Source organism: Campylobacter showae (assembly GCF_963515975.1).
GTDB classification, from domain to species: Bacteria; Campylobacterota; Campylobacteria; order Campylobacterales; family Campylobacteraceae; genus Campylobacter_A; species Campylobacter_A showae_F.
Genome location: NZ_CAUPZM010000007.1, coordinates 1 through 26,928, shown reverse-complemented (window position 1 = coordinate 26,928; position 26,928 = coordinate 1). Strand labels below are relative to the sequence as shown.

At 41.3% G+C, this 26,928-nt stretch carries 24 protein-coding genes, 1 tRNA gene and 2 pseudogenes; 19 read left to right on the top strand and 8 right to left on the bottom strand.

Annotation, left to right across the window (positions count from 1 at the left end):
* Positions 1-21: 21 nt before the first annotated feature.
* The 17 genes and pseudogenes from RWM02_RS03710 to RWM02_RS03635 all read left to right on the top strand — a co-directional run bounded on the left by RWM02_RS03710 (position 22) and on the right by RWM02_RS03635 (position 17,332).
* Entirely contained in the window at positions 22-1,320 is a 1,299-nt protein-coding gene (locus RWM02_RS03710) for a dicarboxylate/amino acid:cation symporter (protein WP_314069226.1), read from the top strand.
* Between the two features lie 48 nt (positions 1,321-1,368).
* Positions 1,369-2,391, top strand: coding sequence for a uroporphyrinogen decarboxylase (gene hemE, locus RWM02_RS03705; protein WP_314069224.1), 1,023 nt, complete (start codon positions 1,369-1,371; stop codon positions 2,389-2,391).
* A 48-nt stretch (positions 2,392-2,439) separates the two neighbouring features.
* A pseudogene (locus RWM02_RS10590) lies at positions 2,440-3,192 on the top strand (nitrate- and nitrite sensing domain-containing protein); the annotation flags it as partial.
* Positions 3,169-4,362: a methyl-accepting chemotaxis protein gene (locus tag RWM02_RS10585; RefSeq protein ID WP_390887729.1), complete on the top strand. Its 1,194-nt coding sequence runs from the start codon at positions 3,169-3,171 to the stop codon at positions 4,360-4,362. The pseudogene RWM02_RS10590 and the gene RWM02_RS10585, both read left to right, overlap by 24 nt.
* A 32-nt stretch (positions 4,363-4,394) precedes the next feature.
* Positions 4,395-4,952 (top strand): annotated as a pseudogene (locus tag RWM02_RS10580) (cache domain-containing protein); the annotation flags it as partial.
* Positions 4,953-5,330: 378 nt separating this feature from the next.
* Positions 5,331-6,383 (top strand): methyl-accepting chemotaxis protein, encoded by a 1,053-nt coding sequence (locus tag RWM02_RS10575; RefSeq protein WP_390887728.1) that lies wholly within the window; start codon positions 5,331-5,333, stop codon positions 6,381-6,383.
* A gap of 117 nt (positions 6,384-6,500) precedes the next feature.
* Positions 6,501-7,406, top strand: coding sequence for a radical SAM protein (locus RWM02_RS03690; RefSeq protein WP_314069220.1), 906 nt, complete (start codon positions 6,501-6,503; stop codon positions 7,404-7,406).
* A gap of 117 nt (positions 7,407-7,523) precedes the next feature.
* Positions 7,524-7,598 (top strand) — tRNA-Asn (locus tag RWM02_RS03685).
* Positions 7,599-8,064: 466 nt separating this feature from the next.
* The gene (locus RWM02_RS03680) at positions 8,065-9,285 is read left to right on the top strand and encodes a tyrosine-type recombinase/integrase (RefSeq protein WP_314069219.1); all 1,221 of its coding nucleotides are present in this window, start codon (positions 8,065-8,067) and stop codon (positions 9,283-9,285) included.
* Between the two features lie 77 nt (positions 9,286-9,362).
* A complete protein-coding gene (locus RWM02_RS03675) occupies positions 9,363-10,793 on the top strand; it encodes a hypothetical protein (protein ID WP_314069217.1) in 1,431 nt (476 codons plus the stop codon).
* A 109-nt stretch (positions 10,794-10,902) separates the two neighbouring features.
* Complete coding sequence (locus RWM02_RS03670) at positions 10,903-11,499, top strand: ATP-dependent Clp protease proteolytic subunit (protein WP_314069215.1); 597 nt, start codon at positions 10,903-10,905, stop codon at positions 11,497-11,499.
* Positions 11,492-13,039: a type IV secretory system conjugative DNA transfer family protein gene (locus tag RWM02_RS03665; protein ID WP_314069213.1), complete on the top strand. Its 1,548-nt coding sequence runs from the start codon at positions 11,492-11,494 to the stop codon at positions 13,037-13,039. Before RWM02_RS03670 ends, RWM02_RS03665 begins: the two co-directional genes overlap by 8 nt.
* A gap of 52 nt (positions 13,040-13,091) precedes the next feature.
* On the top strand, positions 13,092-13,445 hold the full coding sequence (locus RWM02_RS03660; RefSeq protein WP_314069211.1) for a hypothetical protein: 354 nt from the start codon (positions 13,092-13,094) through the stop codon (positions 13,443-13,445).
* Between the two features lie 81 nt (positions 13,446-13,526).
* Positions 13,527-15,146 carry a hypothetical protein gene (locus RWM02_RS03655; RefSeq protein ID WP_314069209.1) on the top strand — a complete coding sequence of 540 codons (1,620 nt, stop codon included), beginning with the start codon at positions 13,527-13,529 and terminating at the stop codon, positions 15,144-15,146.
* Between the two features lie 313 nt (positions 15,147-15,459).
* Complete coding sequence (locus RWM02_RS03645) at positions 15,460-15,966, top strand: hypothetical protein (protein ID WP_314069326.1); 507 nt, start codon at positions 15,460-15,462, stop codon at positions 15,964-15,966.
* Positions 15,967-15,987: 21 nt separating this feature from the next.
* Positions 15,988-16,335: a hypothetical protein gene (locus tag RWM02_RS03640; RefSeq protein WP_314069207.1), complete on the top strand. Its 348-nt coding sequence runs from the start codon at positions 15,988-15,990 to the stop codon at positions 16,333-16,335.
* 253 nt (positions 16,336-16,588) lie between these two features.
* Positions 16,589-17,332: an abortive infection family protein gene (locus RWM02_RS03635; protein ID WP_314069205.1), complete on the top strand. Its 744-nt coding sequence runs from the start codon at positions 16,589-16,591 to the stop codon at positions 17,330-17,332.
* A gap of 198 nt (positions 17,333-17,530) precedes the next feature.
* Here the strand turns inward: RWM02_RS03635 and nrfD are convergent, their stop codons facing one another.
* From nrfD to RWM02_RS03600, 7 genes are read right to left on the bottom strand one after another with little or no spacing between them, the layout of a single operon-like run.
* A complete protein-coding gene (nrfD, locus tag RWM02_RS03630; protein ID WP_314069203.1) occupies positions 17,531-18,418 on the bottom strand; it encodes an NrfD/PsrC family molybdoenzyme membrane anchor subunit in 888 nt (295 codons plus the stop codon).
* A gap of 2 nt (positions 18,419-18,420) precedes the next feature.
* Complete coding sequence (locus RWM02_RS03625) at positions 18,421-19,068, bottom strand: TorD/DmsD family molecular chaperone (protein WP_314069201.1); 648 nt, start codon at positions 19,066-19,068, stop codon at positions 18,421-18,423.
* 10 nt (positions 19,069-19,078) lie between these two features.
* Positions 19,079-19,630, bottom strand: coding sequence for a 4Fe-4S dicluster domain-containing protein (locus RWM02_RS03620; protein WP_169765895.1), 552 nt, complete (start codon positions 19,628-19,630; stop codon positions 19,079-19,081).
* Position 19,631: 1 nt separating this feature from the next.
* The gene (locus RWM02_RS03615) at positions 19,632-21,923 is read right to left on the bottom strand and encodes a molybdopterin-containing oxidoreductase family protein (RefSeq protein WP_122863380.1); all 2,292 of its coding nucleotides are present in this window, start codon (positions 21,921-21,923) and stop codon (positions 19,632-19,634) included.
* 22 nt (positions 21,924-21,945) lie between these two features.
* Positions 21,946-22,842, bottom strand: coding sequence for a hypothetical protein (locus tag RWM02_RS03610; RefSeq protein ID WP_314069196.1), 897 nt, complete (start codon positions 22,840-22,842; stop codon positions 21,946-21,948).
* Between the two features lie 11 nt (positions 22,843-22,853).
* Entirely contained in the window at positions 22,854-23,567 is a 714-nt protein-coding gene (locus RWM02_RS03605) for a disulfide bond formation protein B (RefSeq protein WP_314069194.1), read from the bottom strand.
* Positions 23,568-23,576: 9 nt separating this feature from the next.
* Positions 23,577-23,744 (bottom strand): hypothetical protein, encoded by a 168-nt coding sequence (locus RWM02_RS03600; protein ID WP_297958910.1) that lies wholly within the window; start codon positions 23,742-23,744, stop codon positions 23,577-23,579.
* A 315-nt stretch (positions 23,745-24,059) separates the two neighbouring features.
* On the opposite strand from RWM02_RS03600, the gene RWM02_RS03595 reads away from it, so the two are divergent.
* Positions 24,060-25,211, top strand: coding sequence for a hypothetical protein (locus tag RWM02_RS03595; RefSeq protein ID WP_314069190.1), 1,152 nt, complete (start codon positions 24,060-24,062; stop codon positions 25,209-25,211).
* 88 nt (positions 25,212-25,299) lie between these two features.
* Here RWM02_RS03595 and RWM02_RS03590 read toward each other — a convergent pair whose 3' ends face one another.
* On the bottom strand, positions 25,300-25,893 hold the full coding sequence (locus RWM02_RS03590; RefSeq protein WP_314069188.1) for an effector protein: 594 nt from the start codon (positions 25,891-25,893) through the stop codon (positions 25,300-25,302).
* Between the two features lie 848 nt (positions 25,894-26,741).
* Here RWM02_RS03590 and RWM02_RS03585 point away from each other — a divergent pair.
* On the top strand, positions 26,742-26,928 hold a 187-nt coding region (locus RWM02_RS03585; protein WP_314069187.1), incomplete at its 3' end, for a hypothetical protein.

Genomic DNA, 26,928 nt, shown 5'->3' with positions numbered 1-26,928 from the left:
ATTAAATTTAAAGGAGATTTCGTGCAACCAAACGCTAAACGCGGAATAGTTCAGAAATATTTCGAGGCGAATTTGCTTCTAAAAATTTTAGCCGGACTTATTTTGGGCGCCGTTTGCGGCATCATTTTTCAAGACGCAAAGGACGCGATAGTTATCCTAAAGCCTTTTGGCGACGTGTTCATAAGGCTTCTTAAAATGATCATCGTGCCCATCGTTATGGCCTCGCTCATCGTGGGCTGTAGCTCCATCTCGCCTTCCGATCTTGGCAGAGTAGGGGCAAAGGTGCTGATTTTTTACATATTGACGTCGTTTTTAGCCATCATAGTCGGACTTGCGGTCGGGCTTGTCTTGGAGCCGGGAGCCGGACTGCACATAACCGGCAGCGGCGACATAGGCGGCAAAGCCGCAAATGCGCCTAGTATGTCGTCGATACTCGTAAATTTATTTCCAACCAACCCTTTTGAAGCTATTGCAAAGGGCGAAATTTTACAAATCATAACTTTTAGCCTATTTTTCGGCGTTGCGCTTTCGTTTTTAAAGGATAGCAAGGACGAGAGGCTTAGTAGGCTGGGAAATTTGATCTACGACGTATTTGACGGGATCAACCACATCATGTTTTACGTCATAAGATGGATCATGGAGTACGCGCCGTTTGGCGTTTTTGCGCTTATATTTATCGTATTTTCTCAGCAAGGCGTAAAGGCTTTCGGGCCGCTTTTGGGCGTCACGGTTAGCGCGTATATCGGCTTTGCGGCTCAAATTTTCGTCGTTTATTTCTTGATTTGCTTGATCGTTAAAATTAATCCGTTTAAATTTATAAAAAAAGTTCGTCCGCCTATGCTGACGGCTTTTGTAACCAGAAGCTCGGGCGGAACGCTGCCTATCTCGATGAAAACGGCCGAAGAAGACATGGGTATCCCAAAGCAAATTTACGGCTTTGCGCTTCCCGTGGGCGCCACCGTAAATATGAACGGCACTATCATATATCTTGGTATCTGCGCGATGTTTATCGCTAACGCCGTAGGCGTGGAGCTTGACTCGGGGGCTAAAATGACTATAATACTAACGGCCGTCCTTGCCGCCGTCGGGACTGCCGGAGTGCCTGGAGCGGGCGCGATAATGCTTTTGATGGTGCTTGAATCAGTCGGTCTAAAAGTCGAGGGCGGAAGCGCGGTAGCCGCTGCGTATGCGCTGATTTTGGGCATAGATGCGATCCTTGACATGGGGCGCACGTCGATGAACGTCACGGGAGATATGTTGGGCGCGCTAGTTGTGGCCAAAAATGAAAAAAAATTAGACGAAAGTAAGTGGGTGGATTAGAATTTAATAAATATTTAGATAAAATCGCTAAAAATTTAAAGGAAATATATGATTTTCATCGACGCTTGTTTTAAAAAACCCACGCCCTATACGCCCGTTTGGATGATGCGGCAGGCAGGTCGGTATCTACCTGAGTATATGCGAGTTCGCTCTGCGGCGGGAGATTTTTTATCACTTTGCAAGGATTATAAAAAAGCCAGCGAGGTCACTATACAGCCGGTTGAAATTTTAGGCGTCGATGCGGCGATACTTTTTAGCGATATCCTCGTCGTGCCGCTTGAGATGGGCATGGATCTTAAATTCGTCCAAGGCGAGGGGCCCGTATTTAGCGATCCGATAAAGACGAGAGAGGATCTAGATAAGCTAGACGTCCAAAAATCAGTCAAAAATTTAGACTACGTATACGATACGATCAAGCTAACGCGCGAAAATTTGGCGCAGGATAAAGCACTAATCGGCTTTTGCGGGGCGCCGTGGACGATAGCTACGTATATGATCGAGGGCGGCGGGACGAAAACCTACGCGGTTAGCAAGAAGCTTTTGTATTCAGATCCCGAGTTTATGCATCAAATTTTAGCCAAGGTTACGGCCGCGCTCATAGGATATATGAAAGAGCAGATAAAAGCCGGCGTAAATGCGGTGCAAATTTTTGATAGCTGGGCGGCTGCGCTGGAGGATGAGGCGTATTTTGAGTTCGGTTGGAAGTATATCATGGATATAGTGGATGCGCTTAAGGCTGAATTCCCGCAAATTCCGGTTATAGTTTTTCCAAAAGGTATAAGCGGATATCTGGATAAAATTTCGGGAAATTTCGAGGTTTTCGGCGTGGATTGGAGTACGCCGATCGAGCTTGCTAAAGCAAAACTAAGCCCAAAATACGTCCTTCAAGGAAACATGGAGCCTACGCGCCTTTGCAGCAAGGAGGCGATCGACGCCGGTGTGGAACGAATTTTGCAGACGATGAAAAACGTGCCGCATATCTTTAATCTCGGGCACGGTATTTTGCCGGACGTTCCCGTAGAAAACGCGAAATATTTTATAAAACGAGTGCAAGAAAAAAGCGCAAGATAGCACAAAAGGAGAGAGGAAGTGAACAACGTCGGTATCAAATTTAAGATCATGACGATAGCTATCGTCGGCCTCATCGGGCTTGGCGTAATGAGTGCATACTTACTAAACGGTATCGCAAAAACTAGGGCAAAGGCTGAATATAGCGAGAATATCGTAGATACCATCATAAATCAAACTAGTTTTATCCACGAGATGCAAAAAGAGCGAGGGTTTAGCTCGGGAGTACTTTCGGGCGGGGATAACGCTAAACTACTAGCTCAGAGAAAAAACGTAGACGAGACGCTTGAAAAGCTAGCCGAAAAAAGCGAGATAGCATCCGAGCTATCTAAGATCCGCGCAGGAGTCGATCAAAGAAGCGGGGATAATCTCATCGGACGTATAACGAATATCCTAAGAAAAGAAGTTATAACTATCAATGGTTATAGCGACAAACTCGAGCCTAGCATAGTAGATGATCTAAACCGTATCATCATCGTGGGCGAGATAAAAGAGTCTTTCGGTATCTTACGAGCTGCTTTAAACGGCGTTTTTACAAAAAAAAGCATAAGTAAAGAGGAGTACAACAAAGTAGTTGCCTTAAATAGCGTAATCAATAAATTTATGCAGGATTTTGACGACTATAACCCGAAAGAATATAGCGAGGAATTTGATTATATCGCGAGAAAAAAAACGGACTTTAACGACGCGATAAATATCATTAAAGACGTAGTAGCGACCGAAAACGTATCTTACGAAGCGCCAAAATGGTTTTCAAAAATAAGTATCTCTATAGATGCCATGAGAGAACTTGAGCTTAAACTACTAGACAACATGAAAGAGGATGCCGCGATCGTTAAAGATGACGCGAATACTCAGATGGTCGTTAGCCTCGTAGTTATCGCAATTTGTATTATACTTGTACTGTTGGTATCCGCATTTATAGGTAGAAATTTGATCTCGGGTATCGACCAGACCAAAAACGGACTCGTGCAATTTTTCGACTTTTTAAACAATAAAACAGACAAAGCCAAGCTGCTAAATCGCGGCGGTAGCGACGAGATAGGCCAGATGAGCGCGCTAATAAACGAAAACATCAAGCAAATCGAGGTAAATTTTGCCGAGCAAAATAGCTTTATCAAGGAAGCCAACGCGTTTGTAGGACAGATAGGCAAGGGCAACTATGTAGCTCAACTAAACGCCGACACTTCAAATCCGGCTCTTAGCCAGCTAAAGCAAACTTTTAAAGACCTACAAATCGCCCTAAAACAAGCCATAGCCGCAAACGGCGACGAGGTTTTAAATTTGCTCGAAAGCTTTAAAAAGCAAGACTTTACAAAAAGACTCGAAGATGACGGCAAGATGGCCGTGGGCATCAATGCTTTAGGCGAAGAGATAGCCGGCATGTTAAGGACAAATTTGGAGCAAGCTCGCATTCTAGAGGAAAAGGCGGAGTTTTTAGCTCAGTCTATGAAACAAGTAACCGACGGCGCGAGCTCTCAAGCAAGCTCGCTACAAGAAAGCGCTGCCGCGGTCGAGCAAATGAGTAGCTCGATGAGCGCTATCAACCAAAAGACGCAAGACGTAATACGCCAGTCTGAAGAGATCAAAAACATCATCGTGATCATCCGCGATATCGCAGATCAGACGAATTTGCTAGCTCTAAACGCAGCTATCGAGGCGGCACGCGCAGGCGAGCATGGACGTGGCTTTGCCGTCGTAGCCGATGAGGTTCGCAAGCTAGCCGAACGCACCCAAAAATCGCTCGGCGAAATCGAAGCCAACACAAATGTATTAGCTCAAAGCATAAATGAAATGAGCGAAAGTATCAGGGAGCAAAGCGAGGCTATAAATTTGATCAATCAAGGCGTATCTCATGTCGATGAGCTAACCAAGCAAAACGTCAGGGTGGCAAACGAAACCAACGTAGTTACCGCCGAAGTGGATCAGATGGCTAAAGCTATCGCGCAAGACGTGAGAAAAAAGAAATTTTAAAACAAAAATAAAAATTACCAAAGGAGGGTTAGATGAAAAAGGTTGCAAATAAGATAGCTTTTATCATTTTTGCATTGCTGGCCGTACTATTTACTATATTTGCGGCCATGAACTACAATAGTACTAAAAATACTATTTTGGACGTTTCGAAAAATTCAAAGGAGGCCATCGCGCGTTCTTTGGAGGTTTACGTCGACGAGTATCTTAGCAGTAAGGTTTATGCAGTAGAGGGGCTAATGCGATATATAGAGGAAAATCCTCATCTCATGGCAGATAGAGAGCAGCTCAAAGATCGATTGATGACTATGGCTACTACTCTAGATATACCTGAGTTTTACATAGGCTTTGCAGATAACGGAGAGCTTTATGATGCGGTCGCGCAAGCTGGAAGAGGGCCTAAATTTTTAAAATTGACGCCTGAAAAGGATAAATTCGACTCTAGAGAAAAGGGTTGGTTTAAACAAAGCGTTTCTAGCGGTAAGCTCTACTTTACGCCTCCGTATATAGCACAATCTAGTGGAAAAACCACTATGACAATAGCTAAATCGTTCACGATAGACGGTAAAGCTGCAGGCGTAGTGGCTGCGGATTTGTATCTAGACGGCGTTGCAAGTAGCTTGGCAAAATCAAAAGAGTCTAAAACTAGCGTTCCATTGATCATAGATCTAGATACTCAACTCATTGTCTATCATCCGGATAGCAAATATATTTTATCTTCCGATCCGGAGATCAAAAAATCTGTCGACTTTGTCATAAATAGCTACAATAAAGACGGCGGTAAAGCGTTTTTTAATAAGATTGGCGACGATGAAAGAATTTTTGCATGCCAAAAATACGATAAAGCAAATTGGCTCGTGTGCTCTAATAACTCTGTAGAAGATTACGATCCTATACTAGATAGCGTTTTATTAAATCAGTCCGTATCTTCGCTCGTATTTATCACAATTATCGTCGTTATCTTGGTGTTTATGGTCGGATATTTCTTGAAGCCTCTTGGTATCATATCAAGCGCGCTAGATGCGTTTTTCAAATATCTCAACTACGAAACCAAAGAGCCGCTTAAAGCAAATGTGGCCACGAAGGATGAATTTGGGGTTATGGCGGCGCTTATAAACGAAAATATAAGCAAAGTAGAGGCGTCAAATACTGCTGAAAATAACTTTATCAAAGAAGCAAACGCTTTTGTGGATAAGATAAAAGCGGGCGACTTTACGGCGACTCTTGATGCGCATACCTCTAACCCTGCGCTAAATCAGCTAAAATCTACTTTTGCTCAGCTTCAAGCGGCCCTAAAAGACGCGATCGCTGAAAATAGCAATGAGGTTATAAGATTGCTAGAGAGCTTTAAAGCGCAAGACTTCACAAAAAGGCTTGACGATAGCGGCAAGATGGCTACGGGCATCAACTCGCTAGGCGAAGAGATCACAAATATGCTCAATATAAATTTAGAGCAAGCTAAGTTGCTGGAAGAAAAAGCAGGCATTTTGGCCGAGTCGATGAAAGAGCTCACAAACGGCGCTAACGTACAAGCAAGCTCGTTACAAGAAAGCGCCGCTGCGGTAGAGCAGATGAGTAGCTCTATGAACGCCATCAGTCAAAAGACTGGTGACGTCATGAGACAAAGTGAAGAGATCAAAAACATCATCGTGATCATCCGAGATATCGCCGATCAGACAAACTTACTAGCGCTTAACGCAGCTATCGAGGCTGCTCGTGCAGGCGAGCACGGACGCGGCTTTGCCGTTGTAGCCGATGAGGTTAGAAAGCTAGCCGAACGCACCCAAAAATCGCTCGGTGAAATCGAAGCCAACGCAAACGTACTGGCTCAAAGTATCAACGAGATGAGCGAGAGCATCAAGGAGCAAAGCGAAGGCATAAATATGATCAATCGCTCTGTGGCTCAGATAGACGAGCTCACTCACAACAACGTAGGCGTCGTAAGTAGAACTAACGAAGTAACCGCTCAGGTCGACAACATGGCTAAAGCTATCGTCGAAGACGTGAGGAAGAAGAAATTTTAACTCTCGTGACGGCTCTGTTTTTTTGCAGGGCCGTCAAATTTACCTCAAATTTATCCGCTTTAATAAATTTTACCCCGGCTTTTAGTATAATCGCACATCTTAAATTTAGGAAAATCAATGCACATCGTCTTTGGTCCCGTTAGTTCGCGCAGGTTTGGCGTTTCGCTGGGCGTCGATCTATCGCCTGCGCAAAAGTGCTGTAACTTTGACTGCGTTTACTGCGAGCTCACGGCGGCAAAACCCGTCGCGGCGATAGAAAATCCGCCTAGCGTAGAGCAAGTGGTCGCCGAGGTGAAGGCTGCGCTCGCCGCGCATCCGCACATTGATGTCATCACGCTCACGGCAAACGGTGAACCGACGCTTTATCCGGATCTGGCAGGGCTCGTAAGCGAGCTAAATTTGATAAAAGGTCGCGCCAAAACGCTCATCCTCTCAAACGGCTCAGGCGTGCTTGATCCTAAAATTTGCGAGGCGTTAAAGGGGCTTGATATTGTCAAATTTAGCCTTGATAGCGTGGTGCAAAAGACCTTTACTAGGATAGATCGCTTGGGCGAAAAAATTGGCGTCGGCGAGCTAGTGGCTGCGATGGCTAAATTTAGGCGAGAATTTAAAGGCGAGCTAGTGCTTGAAATCCTGGTCGTAAAAGGGCTAAACGACACAAAGGCCGAATTTGAAGCGCTAAATGCGGCGCTAAATCAAATTTTGCCAGCCCGCGCGGACATAAGCACCATTGACCGCCCGCCCGCATACCCGGTCAAAGGCGTGAGCCGAGAGCTCCTATACGAGCTTGCACAGCAAATTTCCGGCGTACCGTGCGTGATAGCGTCGGCAAAATACGGCGATAAAAAAATCGAACTTAGCAAAGAGGAACTACTAGAGCTCGTAAAACGCCGCCCGCAAAGCGAAAACGACGTAACAAATAGCTTTTCTGAGGGCTCGAAGCTAAATTTGCAGGAGCTTTTATCGGACGGAATGATAAAAATAGTAGATGCGGCGGGGACTAAATTTTACCGACTTGCGTGATTTTTACGAAGGAAATTTACCTTTTTGACGGCTAAATTTTTGCCATCAGTAAATTTAAGCTAAATTTAATTGACAAACGATACGTTTTTGCCTATAATACGACTTCTTTTAAAACGTTCCGGATTAGCTCAGCGGTAGAGTAGTCGGCTGTTAACCGATTGGTCGCTGGTTCGAATCCAGCATCCGGAGCCACTTAATATTTCCTTAAGCTTCCGATTAATTCTGATTTTTATCAAAAAAGCCCTAAAATACGAGATTTGCTTTTACTTATATTTCCATTTTATTCTATTTCTTTTCGTTTTTTTGTATCATGGTTCCGAAAAACATGGTATCTCTTAGGGTATCTCCTTTAAAAATATGGTTTTAGGAGATACCATAAATTTGAGTTAAGTGCCTTTTTTCGGAACTTTTCGCAACTTTTTGGAAAGTAAAAAATAGCAATTTTTTAGATAAAAACGAAACTTTTCGCTACTTTTTGAAAAGGAGATACCCTAAGAGATACCGCAATGTTTTTCAAAGACCCAATTTTAGGCGTTCCTATATGGTTTTTAGAAAAAAGATCACAAAAAGGCATTCTAGATCCCCTTTTTGCTTTTTAAAAATCTTAAAAAACATTATAATGAACGCATAAGATAAAAAGATAATAAGGAAAACATAGATGATAATTACCAAGGAAGAACAGATACAAAAACTTCCCGTAAGCGGAAAAAAAGAGATGCATAGTCTAGCTTGCTTAAGAGAATTAAAACTCATACTTACTGCAAGCGGAGCTAAGATATTTAAATTTCGCTACGAAAATAAACTAACGGGCGATAGAACTACTAAGACTCTAGGAGAGTATAGGCAAGGGGTATATTCTATAAAAGAAGCTAGAAACGATGCCATAAAGCTACTTATGTATTATCAGGAAACTGGAAGCATTAGTAAAGAGATAGAGCTTAGCTATAGCGATCTTTGGACTCAGTGGAGAAAACAAAGAGCCTCAAGAACGGATATAAAGCATAGCAGCGACGAGAGCACTTTAAATTTAGTAGAGCGCTGCATACTTCCTTTAATAGGAAATATAATGCTTAAAAACTTTAACGACACAAAAACTACCGATATGCTTCTTACTCAGTTTAAAAAGCTTCAAACTCCTGATAACCCTAGAACCGAAACCCTAAGAAAATGCGTAAGATACGTAAGAATGTCTTTAGATTTTGCAATCATGAAAGGATATCTAAAAACGAATCCTGCAGATATCATAGGCAAGAACTTTAAATCCCTTATGGTTCAAAAACCTACTAAACATTTTAGAGCCATAACCGATCCAGAGGTTTTAAAAGAATTTATAGCCTGCGTTAACTCTTACTGCGGAGACGCTAGTATACTAAACTGCCTTAAATGGCAGATGCTATACGCCCTACGCTCTCAAAACGCTAGAAACATAAGCTGGGACGAGATAGATTTTAATAAAAAGATATGGACTATACCCGGTGAAAAGATAAAGATGACTCAGGACTTTATTATTCCATTAACCGATACAGCTATAAAAATTTTAAAAGAACAGGGTGTCAAAAAGAGCGGATATGTATTTGAATCCGGAATCTCAAAAACCAGAATGCTTAGCGAAAACACCCTAAATCAAGCCATAAAGCGTATAGGGTTTGGTGACCATACCGTATCTCACGGATTTAGAACCACGTTTTTAACTATAGCCGATGAAAACTCCATAGCTCAAGGATTTAGCGATAAAATCCTTTCGCTTTGTATAGACCATAGGCTAAGACACGCGGTAGCGTCGGACAAAGCATACAATAGAGCCAAATTCGAATCGGAAAAAAGAAGAGTATTTGAGTGGTGGCATGGCTATTTAGGCGAACTAGGGTTTAATAAGTAAAATTATTACGCTAGAAGCGACGTAAATGTTGCTTCTAGCATCTATTTATCGTATAATAGAATTCAAAGGAAAACATCATGGGTAGTAGTTTTAAAATAAGTTACAAAGAGTGTATCTCTATCTCAACCGCAAACATTCATTCTAAAAAACTAAAAGAGACGAATAAAACAGTCTATAGATTAAATAATGATGAGCATAAAGAAAAACTTATCAAAGATTCAATTATTAATCTATATGCCTTAGCCTTAAAACAAAAAGAGTTTTACGATTTTAAAGATTACGAGACTAACGATTACGAAAAATTAAAAAGTATAGCTTACAATCCGTTATTGGATACCAAAAAGAAAGGTTATGGCAGAGAAAAGAAGATCGCAGATCAAGTAAAAAATACGTTGGGCTTAGAGTGCGCGCAAGATCCGCACAAATACCTAATCAATACTTTTTATATAAAAAAGTACATAAGTAATAATCGGTCGAACACCAGGAGTGAGGATAGGCATCTTAAAAATTTATTTAACGACTTATTTGAAAGGCTTACGTTGCTTAGTATTGAAAATAAATCTTCTCAACCCCAGGCTATAAACGATAAAAACTGTTACATAATATCTCCATGCAAAGTTTTGGAAAATCACGTTAGAAATATAAAAAGCTTTAAAATCGACGAATACGAAGAGTATAGGCTTTTTCAAGATAGTGCTTTTATAGTCCTAACCAGCCTTAAGGCTAGTTACACTTGGGAAATTATAACAATAAAAGACCTTCTAAAAAAAGAAGCCGCACTCAAGCAAGAACAAATGCAAAAAGAACCTGCCACAAGTTCCCCTATGGTATTGTATCTTTATACCCCTAATGAAGTCGGCAATATAAAATTTGATTACTTCATAAAAAACGTAGCCGCAATAATAGCTTATAAAGGCGGAGTAACCCTCGTAGATAATGATTATAGAACCGTAGATTTAAAAGATATAGGAATGGAAATTTTTGAACTTGATATATTTAAAGATAGATGGATAAGCTTTAGATATGAGGATAGTCTAGTAATATTTTCAAGAAAATATCCTAGATTTGGCAAATTCGATGAGACGACGGACAATATTGATGCCGTTAGGGCAGGACGAAAGATATACGGAAAAGAAACCTTTGCTCGCATAGTAAATACTTGTCTCTCTGGCTCTTTGGATATTGATAAGTCTTTGAGACTCATCGAACGAAGTAGTTTATTACTATCGAACGATTTTAAAGATGCTTTAGGTGGGGAATTTAAAAAATCGCTATCATATAAATACGCAAAACAAGAACAAAACGATTTAAACGAAGCTTGGTTAAAAAGCGATCTAAAATTTCTTTATCAAGCCAGCAATCCCTGGTGCAATAAAACGCTTTCAAGAGAAGATGTTGCGCTACTCCTTTTGAGGGAAGAAATAGGCATATCTTTATCGGAATTTGTCAAAAAATACAAAAACTCCGATACTTTCAAATATACTTTTATAAGAAGTTCGTTAAAATAAGAATTCTATAAAACCCCCACAACTGCAGATCTAGCTAGTATAGGTGGAATGAAATCAAGCGCCTTTTAGTCTACAATTCTCCTCGTAAAACAAAAAACAAGGAGAAAAAATGGCAAACGAAATTTCGTTTCATCCAAACGACATACAGACTTCTCTGCTGGCCGATAGAAATATATTTCTTTACGGCGAAATAAATCAAGATATCTGTCTTGGTATCCAAAAAACCCTTTTATACTTTGACGGCATAGACGACAAAAGCGATATAAATATCTATATATCGGGACCAGGAGGCTCAATAAACGACGGTCTGGGCTTAATAGATATCATGAGAACGATAAAATCTCGTATAAACGTCATATGCGTAGGGCAAGCCGCATCGATGTCGGCTCTAATATTTTTAAACGGTGACCGCAGATACATGATGCCAAACTCACAGCTCATGCTTCATCAGCCTTTAGGTGGAGCTTCTGGGCAAGCTAGCGATATAGAGCTTATCTCAAAGCAAATTTTAAAGCTGAAAGCATGGATTAACAATATGATCTCGCAAAACAGCGCCTTAGATCTTAAAAGGGTTGAGAGCATAACCGATAGGGATTGCTATATAGATGCTCAAACAGCATTGGAGTACGGCTTGGCTGACGACATCATAAAACCTACAAAAAATAGAAAAACAAAAAATCAAATAAAAAGGATAACTAATGTCTAAATTTTCAATCTTAAACAAGTCAAACAAAAAAGTGGACGCAAAGTCTTGTAGTCAAGCAGAAAAAGAGGGTGCTATTCATATAGATAAAGACTTCACCCATGCCATGATTACCGGTCAAACCGGATGTGGCAAAACGACTTCGGCTATATTGCCTATTATGGATGATCGCATAAAATCCGGCTACGGATTGCTGACATTTGATTATAAAGGCGGCGAACACTTTAAGATAAAGTACTTAGCCAAAAAACACAAAAGACTAAAAGACGTAGTTATGATTAATGTTCCTTGGGGAGAACGCATTAACATAACCGCAGAAGCTAGCGAAAAACTATTACAGAATTTTTTCAAGTTAAGCTTCGGAGGCAAAAACGATCCTTTTTGGGCCAATATGGCTACAGGCATAGCTTTAAAAAGCATTTCTTTATTGGCCAGTATCGATAAATTTAACAAAAGCGGTTTTTGCGAGCTTATGAGAGGACGTCTAGAAGATGCTACGCCTAATATAAAAAACCTATTTAAACATACTCAGGCAATATCTAATTTTAGAGTTTTTTACGACACGGTAAAAGAATACAAAAATTATATTCGTAATGGTAGCGATGTTCTTAAAAGTTTTCAAAATTTTAAAGACGATCCAGCTGACTTAAGAGCCGAAGTAGCCAAAAACATACATAAGTTAATTGCCGTAAAAGATAAAGTTGGCAGCTTCTTAGAAACTTTTAGTGAATACGCTTATTGCGCCAACCATGACACAAGGGAGCAAAAGGAGAAATTTTACGGCAACTATAGCTTTATGCTTCTGGCTCTACAAGATTTGGCGGATTCTAAATTTTTAAATCATGACGGCGCTAGCATAAGCTCGCTTTTAAATGATGGAAAAATCGTTATAATTAACTGTGCCGGCCTAAAAGATAACGCAACCGAGCTAATGATAAACTCGACCCTTTCAAATTTAGTTAAAAGAATAGCCAAAAGTGATAAAAATCCGGTAAGCGTATTTATAGACGAAGCCCAAAGGGTTCTTAATGGCTCAACCGATCTTTACGCAGACGTATTAAGAGAAGCCAAAGTAGAGCTTATACTCGCTTTTCAAAACGAAGACATCTTGAAGCAAAGTATAGGGGGCGAAGCTAGATATAAAGAGTTAGTCGGAAATTTGAGCCGCCAGTACTTCTTTAAAAACTCACAAAAACAGTATGCGGATGGAACCAATAGAGATTTTAGCAAACTTAGTTCCTTTGAATATTATCACGAGGGTCAAATTTATAAAGCTAAACCCATGTTTATCAAAGAAAATGATCTTTTAAAAGCCGAACTCGCGTTTCAAAAATTGCACAACATAGCTAGTGCCTACGCTACTGAAAATATCGCCGAAGACGAAGTGCTAATTTACAATGAAGAGCTTTATAGGGCCAATAACTCTTTTATATGTAAAAGGATTAGCGATGGATCGATCAGGCAAGTAATTTATCTTGATGAGCGTACGAAAAATGAACTAGACGAGCTTTTTGAATCAGATGAGTATCTATATATAGCTTAGAGACTTGATGGGTCCAAAGGGGCCCAATATTTTTATATAAAAAGGATTTAATATGGGCACCAGAGCATTGCGTATTTCAGAGTTAAAATTAGAAAAAGATATAAAGGAATTTGCGATTTTATTTGAAGAGATGGACGGTAAAATAGCAAGCTTAAAAGACGGTATAGGTAAAGATTCCGCTGAAGAAGCCGCAGGAAAGATTGGCGAATGCATGAAATTTTATGAAAAGAACTTTTATCCTAGAATTCACGATATGAGATATTATATGGATTTCGTCTCCTGCTTATCTTCGATGGTTAAGCATAGAGCAAGATGGATACGAGTTAAAGCATTTGTTTGCGGCACGATCTTTGGTTCGTGGTTTATTATTATATGGCAATGGGGAGCATTTTTTTTAAATAACTGAATTATTTTTAAGTATTTTTATTTAACCAACCTGAGTTTTTATAATTAAGTTAATTTAGATTCAAAAATATAAAGGAAACTCATGAAAATAAACGGCTACGAGATCGTAATTAACGTTTTATCCGATAATTTAACTCCGCAAGAAGCCATCGGCAGGATGGCTCACAACTTAAGAGAGCCCAAACAAGCCAAGAAAATTCGGTATTTAAGAAGAGATTCTAAAAGCAATAAGTATTATGTTCAAAGCCCTTTTGGTGCTCTAGTGGATATGTCTCAAACCCAAACGACGCACGATAACATCGAAAAACTTATAAAAGAAAAACTGTCTAAATTTAAGGCCGATTATGAAAAGCAAAAGATAACCGATAAAAATGGAAAAGCAAAAAAGAGAGCTTGGCAAAAGAAGATGACACCTTTTACCGAAATTATTCTCTCTTTCGGGACTCAAAGAAAAAAGGGGGGAAACGAAGGGTTAAACAAGGAGGAGTCCGATTTTGTCAATGCTTTAGATATTTTTTCTCACGCAAACAAATTTATAAATGAATATTGCAACAAATACGGCGTAGAGTGTATTGCTGCATGCGAGCACAACGACGAAAAGACCAAACATTGGCAGATAATTTTTGAAAACTACGATTATGTCAATCACACTTGCATTAGGAGAAATAAAACGCAGATGTCCAAATACGGCAAGGAACTGCAAGATATGGGCGCAGATGCTTTTAAGAATATTGCCGTCAGAGGAATAAGAGGTAGCAAAGCGATCCACCAAAATTTAAAACAAATGCATAAAACCGAGATCTCTTATGAAAACGAAAAAGCGTTAAAAAATGAAATAGATTCCAGTGTTCAAGAGTACGTCAATGAAAATTTTGAGAAGGTAAACCCACTAATAGGCGAGTCGTACTATAAAATATCCAAGGACGGCATGAGCGAGTTCACAAAAACCATTAGCGAAGTGATCTATGATGCTGCCGAAGAAAATATTACGATACTTCAAGCCCCTGAATTAAAAGAGCAGATAGACGAGCTAGAAAAACAATTAGCTAGCAAGAGTGAAGTTTTTGCACAAAACAAAGAGCTAGAGGCAAATAATGAACTCTTGCTTAAAGAAAATTCAGAACTAAAAGAATTAAACGCGAAATTTAGCGATAAAGAGATAATCATCTCGCAACAAAACGAAATTAAGGAATTAAAAGAGGCTATAAAACAAAAGGATATCGTCGTAAAAGAGTTCGAAAATAAGATATCAAGCGACGAAAAAATCCTAGAACAAGCTCAGACTAATGAGACAGAAATGAAAAGGTTAAGATATATCGAAGGTCAAAAGATTAATATCGAAATACAAAACAAGTATATAGAAGAAGAAAAAGCCAAATTAGAAACGCAAATAAACATATATAAAAAGCAAGCCGATAAAGCAAAAATCCTAAATAAAAAACGAGAAAAAACGCTTTATAAACTAAAGAATGCCACAAAAATCAATAGAACGATACAAAAAGAAAAACAGAAGCTAGAAGAAGAAAACAAAAGATTAAAAGAGGAGAATGCTCTGCTTAAAGCCTTTAAAGATAAAGTTGTAAATTTCTTTAAGAGCGTAGCGAATAAAATTCCCGCCATAAAGGAGTTTATCTACGACAATGCCCCAGAGATAAAAGGAGAGGTTTTTGAAAGAAGGGATATGGGGATTGAGATAGATTAAAGCTATGCTATAGCCAATATCTGTATATAGTTTGTACAAATCTAAACTTCATCTGACACAAGACAATTGCTCTTATAAAATTTGTCATATATTATGGCACTCTATATTGCGACCCCGATGGATTGTAACCTATCATCTTGACCTTAGCAAGATGTTTTGTTTTTTCAAAGCATTCCATGGGAGTCATGCCTTGGCAATTCTTTCCTTGATGAGTTCTTTCCATGTTGTAATGTTCTAGCCATTTATCTAAATAATCTTATAGCTCCTCTAGGGTATTATATATCTTGGTTCTAAAAGCGACTGCATAGAATTCTTGCTGTATGGTTTATTGTGTGCCACGCTAGCATTCGGTGGTGAATTTAACCTAAATCATGCGGACGGCGCCGTGGCAAATTTGACTCCGCTACGCAAAAGCGGCGAGATAACGTTAAATTTAAACAACAATAATCCCGTCACGGGGCTTGACTACGACGCGGCAAGTGGAAGCTTTTTGGTCGGTACGCTAAAATTCGAGCTCTACGAAATGGACGGCGAGCTAAAAACCGTAAAAAGCTATCTACGAAGCACGCCCGATTGGATAATACAGATAGAAGAGACCGTTGCAGCGAGCTTTTTTAAAGACTCGGTAGGACTCATGAGTTATAATAAAACCTATGAGTTTTTCAAACCCGCACCGAATCAAAGCAAGGAGGAAGCAAACAAGGCGTGGCGCTATCTGCACGACGGATATGAAAATTTCACGCTCGATTTCAAGGACCGCTACTCCACCGTGCGCACCAAGCAGCAGTTCATCCTCTCGTGGGATCACTCGGATTTCTAAGGCAAGTTTTTCGTCACTAGCGTGCCAGATAATATAAAGCAAAGCTGGAGTATAGCGAGCTTTAGCGATGCCGACAACATGCTCTCGACCGAGTTCGTGCCGAGCTTCGATGAAGCCCTCGGCATAAAGGACGGCAGGGATATAAACGACTACTACGTCACGGGCATGGATGCGCAAGGCGAGTTTGTTTATCTGCTCTCGAAGCAATACTCAAGCATCCTAAAGCTCGATCCGCGCAGCAGAAAGATCGTGGAAGTTTATGGCTTTAAAGGCACAAACGACGCGCATGCGCTAGCTATCAAGGACGACAAATTTTACGTTGCGACGAGAGAAAACGGAGCCAATAAAATTTTCGTTTTTGAGAGATAAATTTTAAGCCGTCTTTGGCGGCTTAAAATTATAAATAATCCAAAACAAGGTGCTTAGCCCTTTACTCTCTATCAAATTTACATCCCATCAAATAGATTTACTATGTCGCTTAAAGTCTCCGTTTGCTATAATATCGTCGTGAATTTAACCCAAAGTAGACAAGAACGAATCCCAAAACTGCTAGTAGCCATAAAACTAGTTGGATTATCTTAGTGAGCTACCCGCATAATTTTTTAATTTTATGGATAAATGAATGAATGAATTATTTACTCAAACTGAAACGCTACAAAACCTTTTGATTTCTCATGCCACTGGAGGGCGAGAAAATAATGTTGAATACACGCGTCTAAGACAGACAGTCCTTGCAAATACAGCACTTGACGCATATGTTCCTCAATTTATAAAAACTTGTAGAAATCTTGATCAATTTTGGCAGTTTATAAAATATAAGTTCGGCAGTTATGCTGAACGTCGGGATTATATATGGTCTGAGTTTTTTTCATTATTAGAAGTCCTAGAACGAGGCGGCTTGGCTCCGTCTGATGAATTTGTGACCAATGGTATAAAGAAAATTGATTCTGCTCACGTGCAAACAGCATGGTCAAAAGCATTGGACAGAAGAGCAAACGATCCAGAAGGCGCAATTACATCAGCTCGAACGCTAATAGAAACCGTCTGTAAGCACATCCTTGATGATATGAATGTACAATATGATGACACGGTGGATTTACCCAAACTTTATAAAGAAACCGCAAAAGTTTTAAATCTTGCTCCATCTCAGCACACGGAAGAAGTATTCAAACAAATTCTTGGTGGTTGCACGGCCGTTATTGAGGGATTAGGAACACTTCGTAACCGTCTAAGCGATGCTCACGGCAAAGGAAAAGTCGGTGCGAAACCTGCATCGCGTCATGCCGAGCTGGCTGTTAATTTATCTGGATCATTGGCTAGTTATCTTTTAGCCACTTGGGAGACCTGTAAGGAAACACAAATTTGATAATAAGCAAGAGTCTATGTGGGTTTCATGTTTGTACGATTATTATGTTTATGTGGTCAAAATTTGCGCCAAAACTTTGAAATTAAGAGCTTTGTAACACCGTGTCGTCTTTGGAGATCTATCAAAAAATCAAAATTTAAAGTTAAAATTTTAAAGGTCGGACTTTCATCCGACCCAAGTATTAGGAAAAGGGAGAAACTAAAATATATAGACCGCGCCGAGTACGATAAACGCTCTTAGGCAAAAGCCGCCCACAAGCACGCCGTATTCATTATAAACACAGCTTTTTATCTCCTCGCCGGCGTGCGCACAGACGCTGCCGTCCGCATTCACGCTGCAGCTGCGAAGCATAAATTTGCTTCCGCCGAGCAGCGGCAAAGTAAGCCCAAACACGACAAAGCCTATCCAAAACATCGGCGCAAGCGAGCCGCCGACTATCTTAGTTATGCTAGCCATGCCCGCAGCCTCACTTCGCACGCTTGCAAACAGCGCTAACACCGCAACGATCTCAAGCGCAACTAACACAACGTGAAATTTATGCGCGCAGTGGCTTAGTCCGTGTCCTGCATTTAGCGTAGCGGCGGCATTTGCGCTAAGCCCAGTAGAGATCGCCGAGATCGTAAATAAAATCGGCAGCCACACGCTAGCCCAAAGCGGGATCGCCTTTACGACGTAAAGCAGTAGCCCCGTATATCCCATCACGCCAAGAGCCAAAATAGCTCCGAGCGTGAGCATCATATCGCAAATTTTACCGCTCTTTTTAATCTGCAAAAGCACCAAAACGCTGACTACGATAAAAAACGTAAGTAGATACGTACCTATGCTCATCATCGATACCGGACGCGTATAGAGCTGCAAAATTTTAAGAGGATTTATCGCAGCGCTCGGCGCCAGGTCAAATAGCAAAAGCGCGGTTCCTATTATTACCGCAACGGGTGCTAGCAGAAAGCCGAACTTATAAAACCTCTCGTTTAATGAGCCCAAAAAGCCTTTGTAAGCCAAAGCCGAGCACAAAAACGCCCCGGCGCCTAAACCGCCTAAAAACAAATAGATGACTATGAGCCATCCCCAAGTCGTCTGTACCATTGTCATTCCTTTAAATTTTTAAAAATTTCAGGATCTTTTAGTGCCCTTTTCAGCGCATCAATCTCACTATTTAGGTAGAGATTTAAAAAGCCCCCAAAACTTTTCCAAACGTCTAAATTTGCATGCTCATCGCAGCGAGCGGCAAATTTAGAAAACCACTGCGACGGATGAGTGGCGATAAATTCCGCCTTTTTACGTAGAATTTCGTTAAATTTAGCCTCGTCCTCCGCCTTTAGCGCGCTAAAACTTAAAAAGTAAAGATATTGCAGCTCGTACCCGATGAAATCGTCGGGAAATTTATCAAGCTGCGCATCCTCGAGTTTTAGCCCAGAGCTCTCGTAAAAGCTTCGCACCTGCATCGTCTTTGCCCCAAACATCGTTTGATAGTCGAAATACACCGACTCGTAAGGCTCGGCTTTGGGGCGCTTAGGGCCTACGAAGAGCCTATTGAATTCGTAGCGAATTTCATCGATTAAATTTGACTCGTTTTTGCATTTAGTGAATTCGAGGATAAATTTATGCTCTTTAAACTTAGGCGCAAAATCCTGTGTCAAATTTAAAAGCTCGTTCAAATTTTCATCTGTAAGAGGCACCAAAAATACTTGCCTTAAAAAGTCCTCGACGCAAAGGCTCTGCTTTAAATTACGCATCTTTTGATCCTTAGTGGATAAACTCATTGCGCTTCATCCTAGGATAGAAGCGGATGTTTGGTTTTGTAAAAAAGTGCTTAAAGCCAGGCATCTCTTTCTCCATTCCCGCACTATCGCTCACATCGCTATCAACTAGCTTTAGCACGTCGCAAGGACAGCCCGCTACGCACGCAGGCTCCTCGCCGCGCTCGAGCTTCTCGGCGCAGAGGTTGCATTTTTGCGCTTTGCCGTCTTTACCCTTGGTTATCGAGCCGTAAGGACAGGCGACTAAGCAATATCCGCAGCCTATGCATTTATCGTGCAACGGCTGAACTATGCCGTTTTCAAGTTTAATATAAGCTCCTACGGGGCAAACGTCCATACATGCAGGCTCATCGCAGTGATGGCATGAGTGCGATATGAAAATTTCCTTTTCAATCTCGTCTTCATGAATAAGCATCATATCAACATGGCGCCAGTTGATGTCAGGGTCTTGGTTATGATAGACCTGACATGAAATTTCGCACGCCTTACAACCTATACAAAAGTTATAATCAAATAAAAATCCTTGTTTTCGTTTCATTTTATGCCTCCTGTTTTGCAGCTTTTTTTACTTCACAAAAGCTTGCAGTATAGGTCGATCCGTTGCCTAAATCACTCACTCCGTCCGAGCAAAGGATATTTGCTCCCGTGCGAGACTTGGTAACCTTAACCCAGATATTGTTCCATGCATAGACGATGCCCGGCTGCATCTGATTGGTTTCAACCGCCGTAAATATCGCCGTGCCCTTTTCGTTCGTGGCTTCAACCGTATCGCCCTCTTTGATGCCGCGCGCCAGCATATCCTCGCGCGTCATAAATAGCTCAGCGTTGCCCTTTACTATGACGCGTTTTAGGATGTAAGGCATATTGCCCCAGTTTGAGTTATCCTGAAGCTGCGTGCCAGGCGTCATAAAATAAAGCGGATATTTTTTGAGATAACCGTCGCCGAAACTCTTATGTGCTCGGTAATAATCCCAATCGTCATCAAGATCGATCACTGGATGATAACCTGCCTCTTTGAATGTCTCAGAGTAGAGCTCGCACTTGCCGCTTTTAGTACCGAATACAAGCTTGTCCTTCGGCGCATAAGGGTAGTAAGGAAACTGATCTTTCATCGTCTCAGGAGTCCTAAACGGCTTAATCCAGCCTACGCTCTTTAGCTTTTCGTAGGTGATATTTTGCTTTTTGGCAAATTCCGTATCCAAAAACCTCCTGCAAACCGTCTCGCTATCCCAATCAAAGCACTCCTCTTTATATCCCATCGCCTTGGCTAGAGCGTTAAAAAATTCCAAATTCGTCTTGGCTTCGCCCAGCGGCTTGACGCTTTGGGCGTTGTAACAGACGTAGCCCGAAATTTGATCGTTTTGAATATCTTCGCTCTCCATAAAGGTAACGCCCGGCAATACGTAGTCAGCGTAATCGCAGGTGTCGGTATCGTAAGGATCGATGACTACCAAGAAAAAATCGTCGTCCATCACGCGTTTTTTGATTAAATTCGTATTGGGCGCCGTTACCATCAAATTTGAGTTATAGTTGATACAGGCTCGAATTACCGTATTTATCGGCTTACCTAGATAGGTCGGATTTTCCTTTTGAATGCCTTTGCCAAATTCTATATAGCTTATTTGCTGGCGCTCTATCTTTTTGCCTTCCGCGTCTTTCGGCGAAAGATCTGGCATGCAGTTATCGAAGTTAAAGCAGCCCTTTACGTGCACGTAAGCCCAGAATAATCCGCCGCCAAGTTTTGTAAGGCAACCCGTAAGTACCGGCAAGAAAGTAACCGCTCGCACGAGCCTTGCGCCGTTAAAGTGCCTTTGCCCGCCGTCGCCGTGCATAATGGCGGGCGCTTTAGCATGAGCGTATTCTCGCGCAAAAACCTTGATCTGATCGACGCTTGCGCCGCACATATCGCTTAGCTCGCCATAGGTGTAGAGGCTACACTCTTTAACCAGCTCGTCAAAGCCCATCGTATATTTTTCTACAAATTCGTGATCGTAGAGATCCTCCTCTATCAGCACCTTACACACCGCTAGACAAAACGCAGGATCGCTTGAAGGCTTTAGTTGGATAAACATATCGGCTTGGTTTGCGAGCGGAATTCTGATCGTATTTATGACGATGATCTTGCCGCCTCGTTTTTTGACGCGGTGGGCAAATCTGATCCAGTGCACCGCCGTATAGGCTTCGTTTGAGCCCCAGCTGATATACATATCGCTCTCATCGACTTCCAGCGCGTCTTTTGAAAAGTCCGTGCCGATGACGCTCGGCGTGCCCGCATAGCGCGGCCAGTCGCATGGATTGCGCACAAGCCTCGTAGCGCCGTATTTTTCAAAGAAATTTCCAGACGAAATAGTCTTTGAGATATGCCCTTCGTTGCCCGAATAGACAAATTCCGTCAGTGCCTCGCCGCCGTATTTTGCCTTGATCTCGGTAAGCTTGGCGGCTATCTCTTTTAGCGCTTGATCCCAGCTGATGCGCTCCCATTTACCCTCGCACTTTTTACCGACGCGCTTCATCGGATACATTATACGATCGGCGTTGTATAGGTGCATCGCGTAGGTATGTCCTTTGACGCAGACCGTGCCTTGCGTTAGAGGGTGCTTCGGATCGCCTTTGATGCTAACCATCTTACCGTCTTTGATCTCTGCGATCATCGAACAGGCGTCGCGGCAATTTCTAGGACAGGTGAGGTAGTGATACTCTACGCCCTGTTCGTTTTTATAGGATTTCGGTTTAAAATCCACCTCAAACTGCTCCATACCAAATAGGCTTGGAGAGGCTCCCGCCGTAGCCAGAGTCGCTCCCGCGCCTTTTAAGAAAGAACGTCTTTGCATCTCTTCTCCTTAAATGTGGGCTTTATTTCATATCGTATATGAAAACTTTATTTTCTTTGCCTTCGCGCGAAAAAACATAAAATTTGCCGTCCTTCACCGCAAGCGCTCTCGCATTTGCTGCTCCGCTAAAACTATACGCATCCTCAATTGCATGCGTTTGTAAATTTAACTTTAAAATGGTCGAGAAATTTTTACTCAAAAGATAAACTGCGTCAGGCTGAGCGTCGATGCCCGTGACGTAGTATTCGCCAAGGCTCCTGCCCTCTTCTAGCTTTAAATTTGAGCCGATTTGCGGAATAAATTCCTCCAAAATCATCTTATCGTCGCCGTCAAACACCGCCACGCTCCAATAATCCCTCACGTCGTTAGGCACGGACGCAACGATAAATTTATTCGCAGCCGCGTCGTAATCCCAGCCGAGGATATATTGCTGCTTCGCTCGAAGCGTGGAGAAGCGCCCTTTGTTACCGAGATCGTTTAGCTTCCATTTATCCCAGCCCTCTGTCAAATGCCTCCACTGGCTATTTTGTTCCTCTGCACTAAGCCCGTCCGTAGGCTCATAAAATACGAAGGTTTTATTAAAGCTTATCATGCCGAGCTCATTTTTATACCACGCAGCACCCACGGTCGCCTCCATCTCCATTATAAAATGGCGATCGTGCTTGCCGTATCTAAGCGGCTTTAAATTTTCGTTCGCAACGTAAAATTCGTTATTTTTAGAAACCAGCGCGAACTGCTTTTTATCTGCGTCGTAGTCCGCTCCCGTAATCGGCGCGTCGTTTTGTAAGCTTAAACTCACTTCAGCACTCGGTGCGCCGAGCTCCTTCACGCCCTCGAGCGCGCCCGCTTTGCCATCGAGATTAAACTCAAACCCAAACGCCAGAGCCGCTAGCGCAGTAAAAATCATCAGCTTTTTCATCTTTTTACTCCTTAGTTTGGCAGATCCGGAAGCTCCGGATTCCAATCAAATCTAAAATCAAGTGCGCTTTGCCAGTGATCTTTCTCCCAAAACCATTTTGCAGGATCAAGACTTAGTCTAGCCGGCGTACTAGAGCCCAGATACGGCGGCGGGCCTGAGACGATGAAAGCCTGCGCGCAGTTTGCGGCGATGATGACGATGAAGATTAAATTTGCAATCTTGCCCAGAGGCAGATAGCGCAAAAACTCGCCGTATTCGCCGCTCGCGCTCTTTTTCATTATCTCGCCTAAATTTTTGCTACATAAAAATATGACCGCCAAAAATGCGATCACGCAAAAATCTACGACGATGACCCAAAGCTGCGTGTGTGCACCCAAAATTTCAAGTCCGAAGCCCTGCTTTATGTCGAGGTAGCCGCCGAATGTCCCGTCAAGGCTATAATGGATAAAGCCATTGAACATCCCCCAGCAAGCCATTAGTAAAAGCGCCGCGACGTAACCGGGTCTTAGGCCGTATCTAAGGATAAAAAGCGCAATGAGGCTAATGGCTATCATCGTGATCCTCTCCGACCAACACATCACGCACGGGCTATCTCCCATGCCAAAACCCAGTATCAAACAGGCTATACCGACCGGGAGCGCCACGAGGGCGATGATGGCTAGCGACATTAGGTTAAAAAATCCTCGCTCAGCGGCGGGAATTTGATTTTGTTCTAAATTTTGCATATCGCCCTCCTAAAAGTTGCCTACCGGCACGACGACCCATAAATTTACGTAAAACTCGAGCGCGATCAGTATCACGCAGCCTACCGCCGCGCAGCCCGTAGCTAAATTTTTCCTCTGCGGCTTAAAATATAATATAAGCCCGCTGATCAAAAATAGCGTCAAAATAAGAAATTCCATTTCAAACCGTCCTTTCTTAATAAATTTGATATATTAAGCATGCTATATCTGAAATAAATTCTATAATTTTATTTATTAAATTAAAATTAAAATATATATTTTTTTGCTCATTTTTTTATTTTTTTTCTATATTATCCATATAGAAACATATATTTGAATACTTTTTTAGTTTTTATAAGTTATTTATAAGAAATTGGATATTATTTATCATATTTGATTTATTCCTAATACTTCTAAATTCTTAAATATAAATTTTAAACTAGCTTAAACAAAGTTAGGGTAAAATTTAAACAAGCAAAAAATAAAGGGGTAAAGATGGAAAATATATTTCTAGAATCTTATGACGTCTTTAAAGTATGCAAAAACTCTGTCAAACAAAAAATTTATGAAGAATTTTTAGAAAACAATAGAAGATACTCCATAACGCGCTGTTACTATGTCATAGTTGTAGATAATACCTTTTTGACCTATTCGCATTTGATGATTTATGAGGAGTTGCTTTATCTTCTGTATTCGCAGAATAAGCTAAAAAACGGCGATTTTTCGCTGACGCTCAAAAAATCAGAGCTCGCGAAAAAATTTAAAACCGACATCACTAAGAGCGCAACCGAGACAATAAAACGCTTTTATGAGATGCAGCAAGTAAAAATAACTATTTTCGTAAAAGACAAAGTCGAAAAACAGATGAATATCATAGAGCATATCAACGCGCCGCAAAGCGAGAAATACGGCGACATCCCCGACGAGATCAATATCTCGCTAAATTCAGAGTTCGTGCGGCTCTACCGCTGTGCGTATCTGGATAAGATCGAGTATTTAAATAGCTTCGATATCGAGCAGGGTAGCTTCATCCGCTACTTTATGCAGCACGAGCTGGACGGCGGCGTAAAAAGCTCTGCGATCGTCGATAAAATGGGCGTTACGACCTATCTACCCTTCACTTATAAAAAGCGCTTCGAACAAGAGATCGCGAGAGTGAGCTTTTACTATAAAAACGAGAAATTTTGCATAAAAGACGGCTTCGTCGTCATCGAAAACCACGAAAACAAGGCAGTAGATAATCAAAACGCGTCAATTGAGCTTTTTGGCGTGATATACGAGCAAATAACGCAAAACTGCACCAAAGCCGTTACGCTAAATGAGCAAAATTTAGAGAAGTATTACGCGCGCTTCGGCAGGTTTGAGACGAGCCAGACGGTATTTAAAATTCTAAGCAATATGGAGCTCATGCTAAATCAATCGATGCAGAAAGAAAACGCGAAAATCGCCTGCTTTTCGCACTTTTTCGAAAGTATCGTTTGCAAAAACGGCGAGGAATTTGAAATTTTGATCGAGCTAAATCAAAAGGGCTTTGAGTATATCGTCTCGCGCAGCGCGAATTTGGACTTTTGGAATGTCGAATCCGCAGACTACGGACTCACGCCGTACCCCGTAAATAGCTGTGCGACAAACGGCAGGCTGGGGTAAATTTAAGTCGGTAAATTTCAAAATCTATCCATAAAATATGGGAGTACGCCCGCCATAGCAGGGACAAAATATGGGCAAATTTTAAAAATTACTTCTGCGTCCTTAGCTCAGCAATGAGCTCGTCAAGCTCTCCGCTATTTTGCGCGCTCAAAAGCCGCTCGTTTATGAGCCGCATTTGAGCCGAAAATTCGCTACCAAGCATATCCGCGACGAAATTTTCACTCTCGCTCTCATCCGTCACCGGATACATATCGCGCCAGATGTCGGTTATCCACCAGCCGCACTTCGAGACGCAGGCAAAGTCCTTCAAAACGCCAATCTTTAGCTTCATCATCACTTCGTCGGTTTGCTTGATCTCGCTTGCGACGAAGTCCTTGTGGATGCCGTCTAGGCAAGTGAAAATGCGGTGCCCTAGACTTTGGACACTGTTTTCGGAGCATATCCTAAACTGAAAGATGCTATCTTTAAAATTTAGATCGGATAAGCAAATTGGATGCTTTTGAGTAAAATTTGGAAATGAATCGAGGCTCCTGTCGTCGATGCTAAGCATCCAGCTCGAGTTTGGATTTTTGCGGGCGAACTCGCCGAAACTAAGACTGATAAATTCTTTATAGCTTAGCTCTTCGGCGGTGAAAAAGTCGTAGTTAGCACAGTTTGTAGCTTTAAAATCTTTAAATTTCATATCTTTCTCCAGTAAAAAATACCGTTTCAAATTCTATTGAGACGGTATTGTATCATCTTGCGGGGCTTATTCTATTAATCTAAAATAATTTAATCGGGAATTTTATATCTTTGATCCTATGCTTACAAACTTGTGGCCTTATGGCAAGTAGCTTCATCTATTTATTCGGCCGAGAATGTAACGTCTATTTTTCCTACATAACAATTTCTTTGCAAAATAGTCAAATAATCTTGCAGCATAAAAACATAAACAGTTCACCAAAAATAGATTTTGCGGATTAGTCCTGTATCTTAAGCAAAAAGCTAATGAGCGACTTTTGATTTGAGATATGGATGCTCCGATTGGTATAAAAATCAGCCGTTTAATTTTATAAAAATTATGCTGATTTTTATAATAGCCGCTAGGCTATTTGCTTGTCTGGCTAAGACCTTACAGCACTATCGTGAAACGATGGTGCTAAGTAAGTTTTAGCACCATAGGAGCTAAAACTTATTTTTTAGTAGATTGCTTTATGCTAGGCGTAGCATTGAATTATGCTATGGAAGTAAAAACTTATTTTGCCTTCATCAAACTAAAATGATGCTTTAAATTTAGTTCTTGCGTAACTACAATAGTAAACAAAAATATTTTATGCAATAGCCACAAACATTCATAAAGTATTTTTTCTTTTAACTTTTACTATAGAGTTTATAGGCGAAAATTTGACGAAGCTTTTTGGGATTGATTTTATAAGCTTAAACGTCGAAGATAAAAGAAGGCTGCTGGCTAGGTGGAGGGTTTAAATTTGAGGGCGATACGGCTTAGATCGTTTGTCGTAAATTTTACCGAATTTTTTCTATAATCTCGTCATGAAAAACAAAAGCGTATTTGATAAAACCTTAACGGTATCTAGAGATAATGATTCAAAAACCGATTTTACCGAAAACGGAATTTCAACCTTAAACCGAAGCGAGAATTTACCCCCAAGCACCTACGCCGTCATCGATCTAAAATCCTTCTACGCCTCGGTCGAGTGCGTGGAGCGAGGGCTTGATC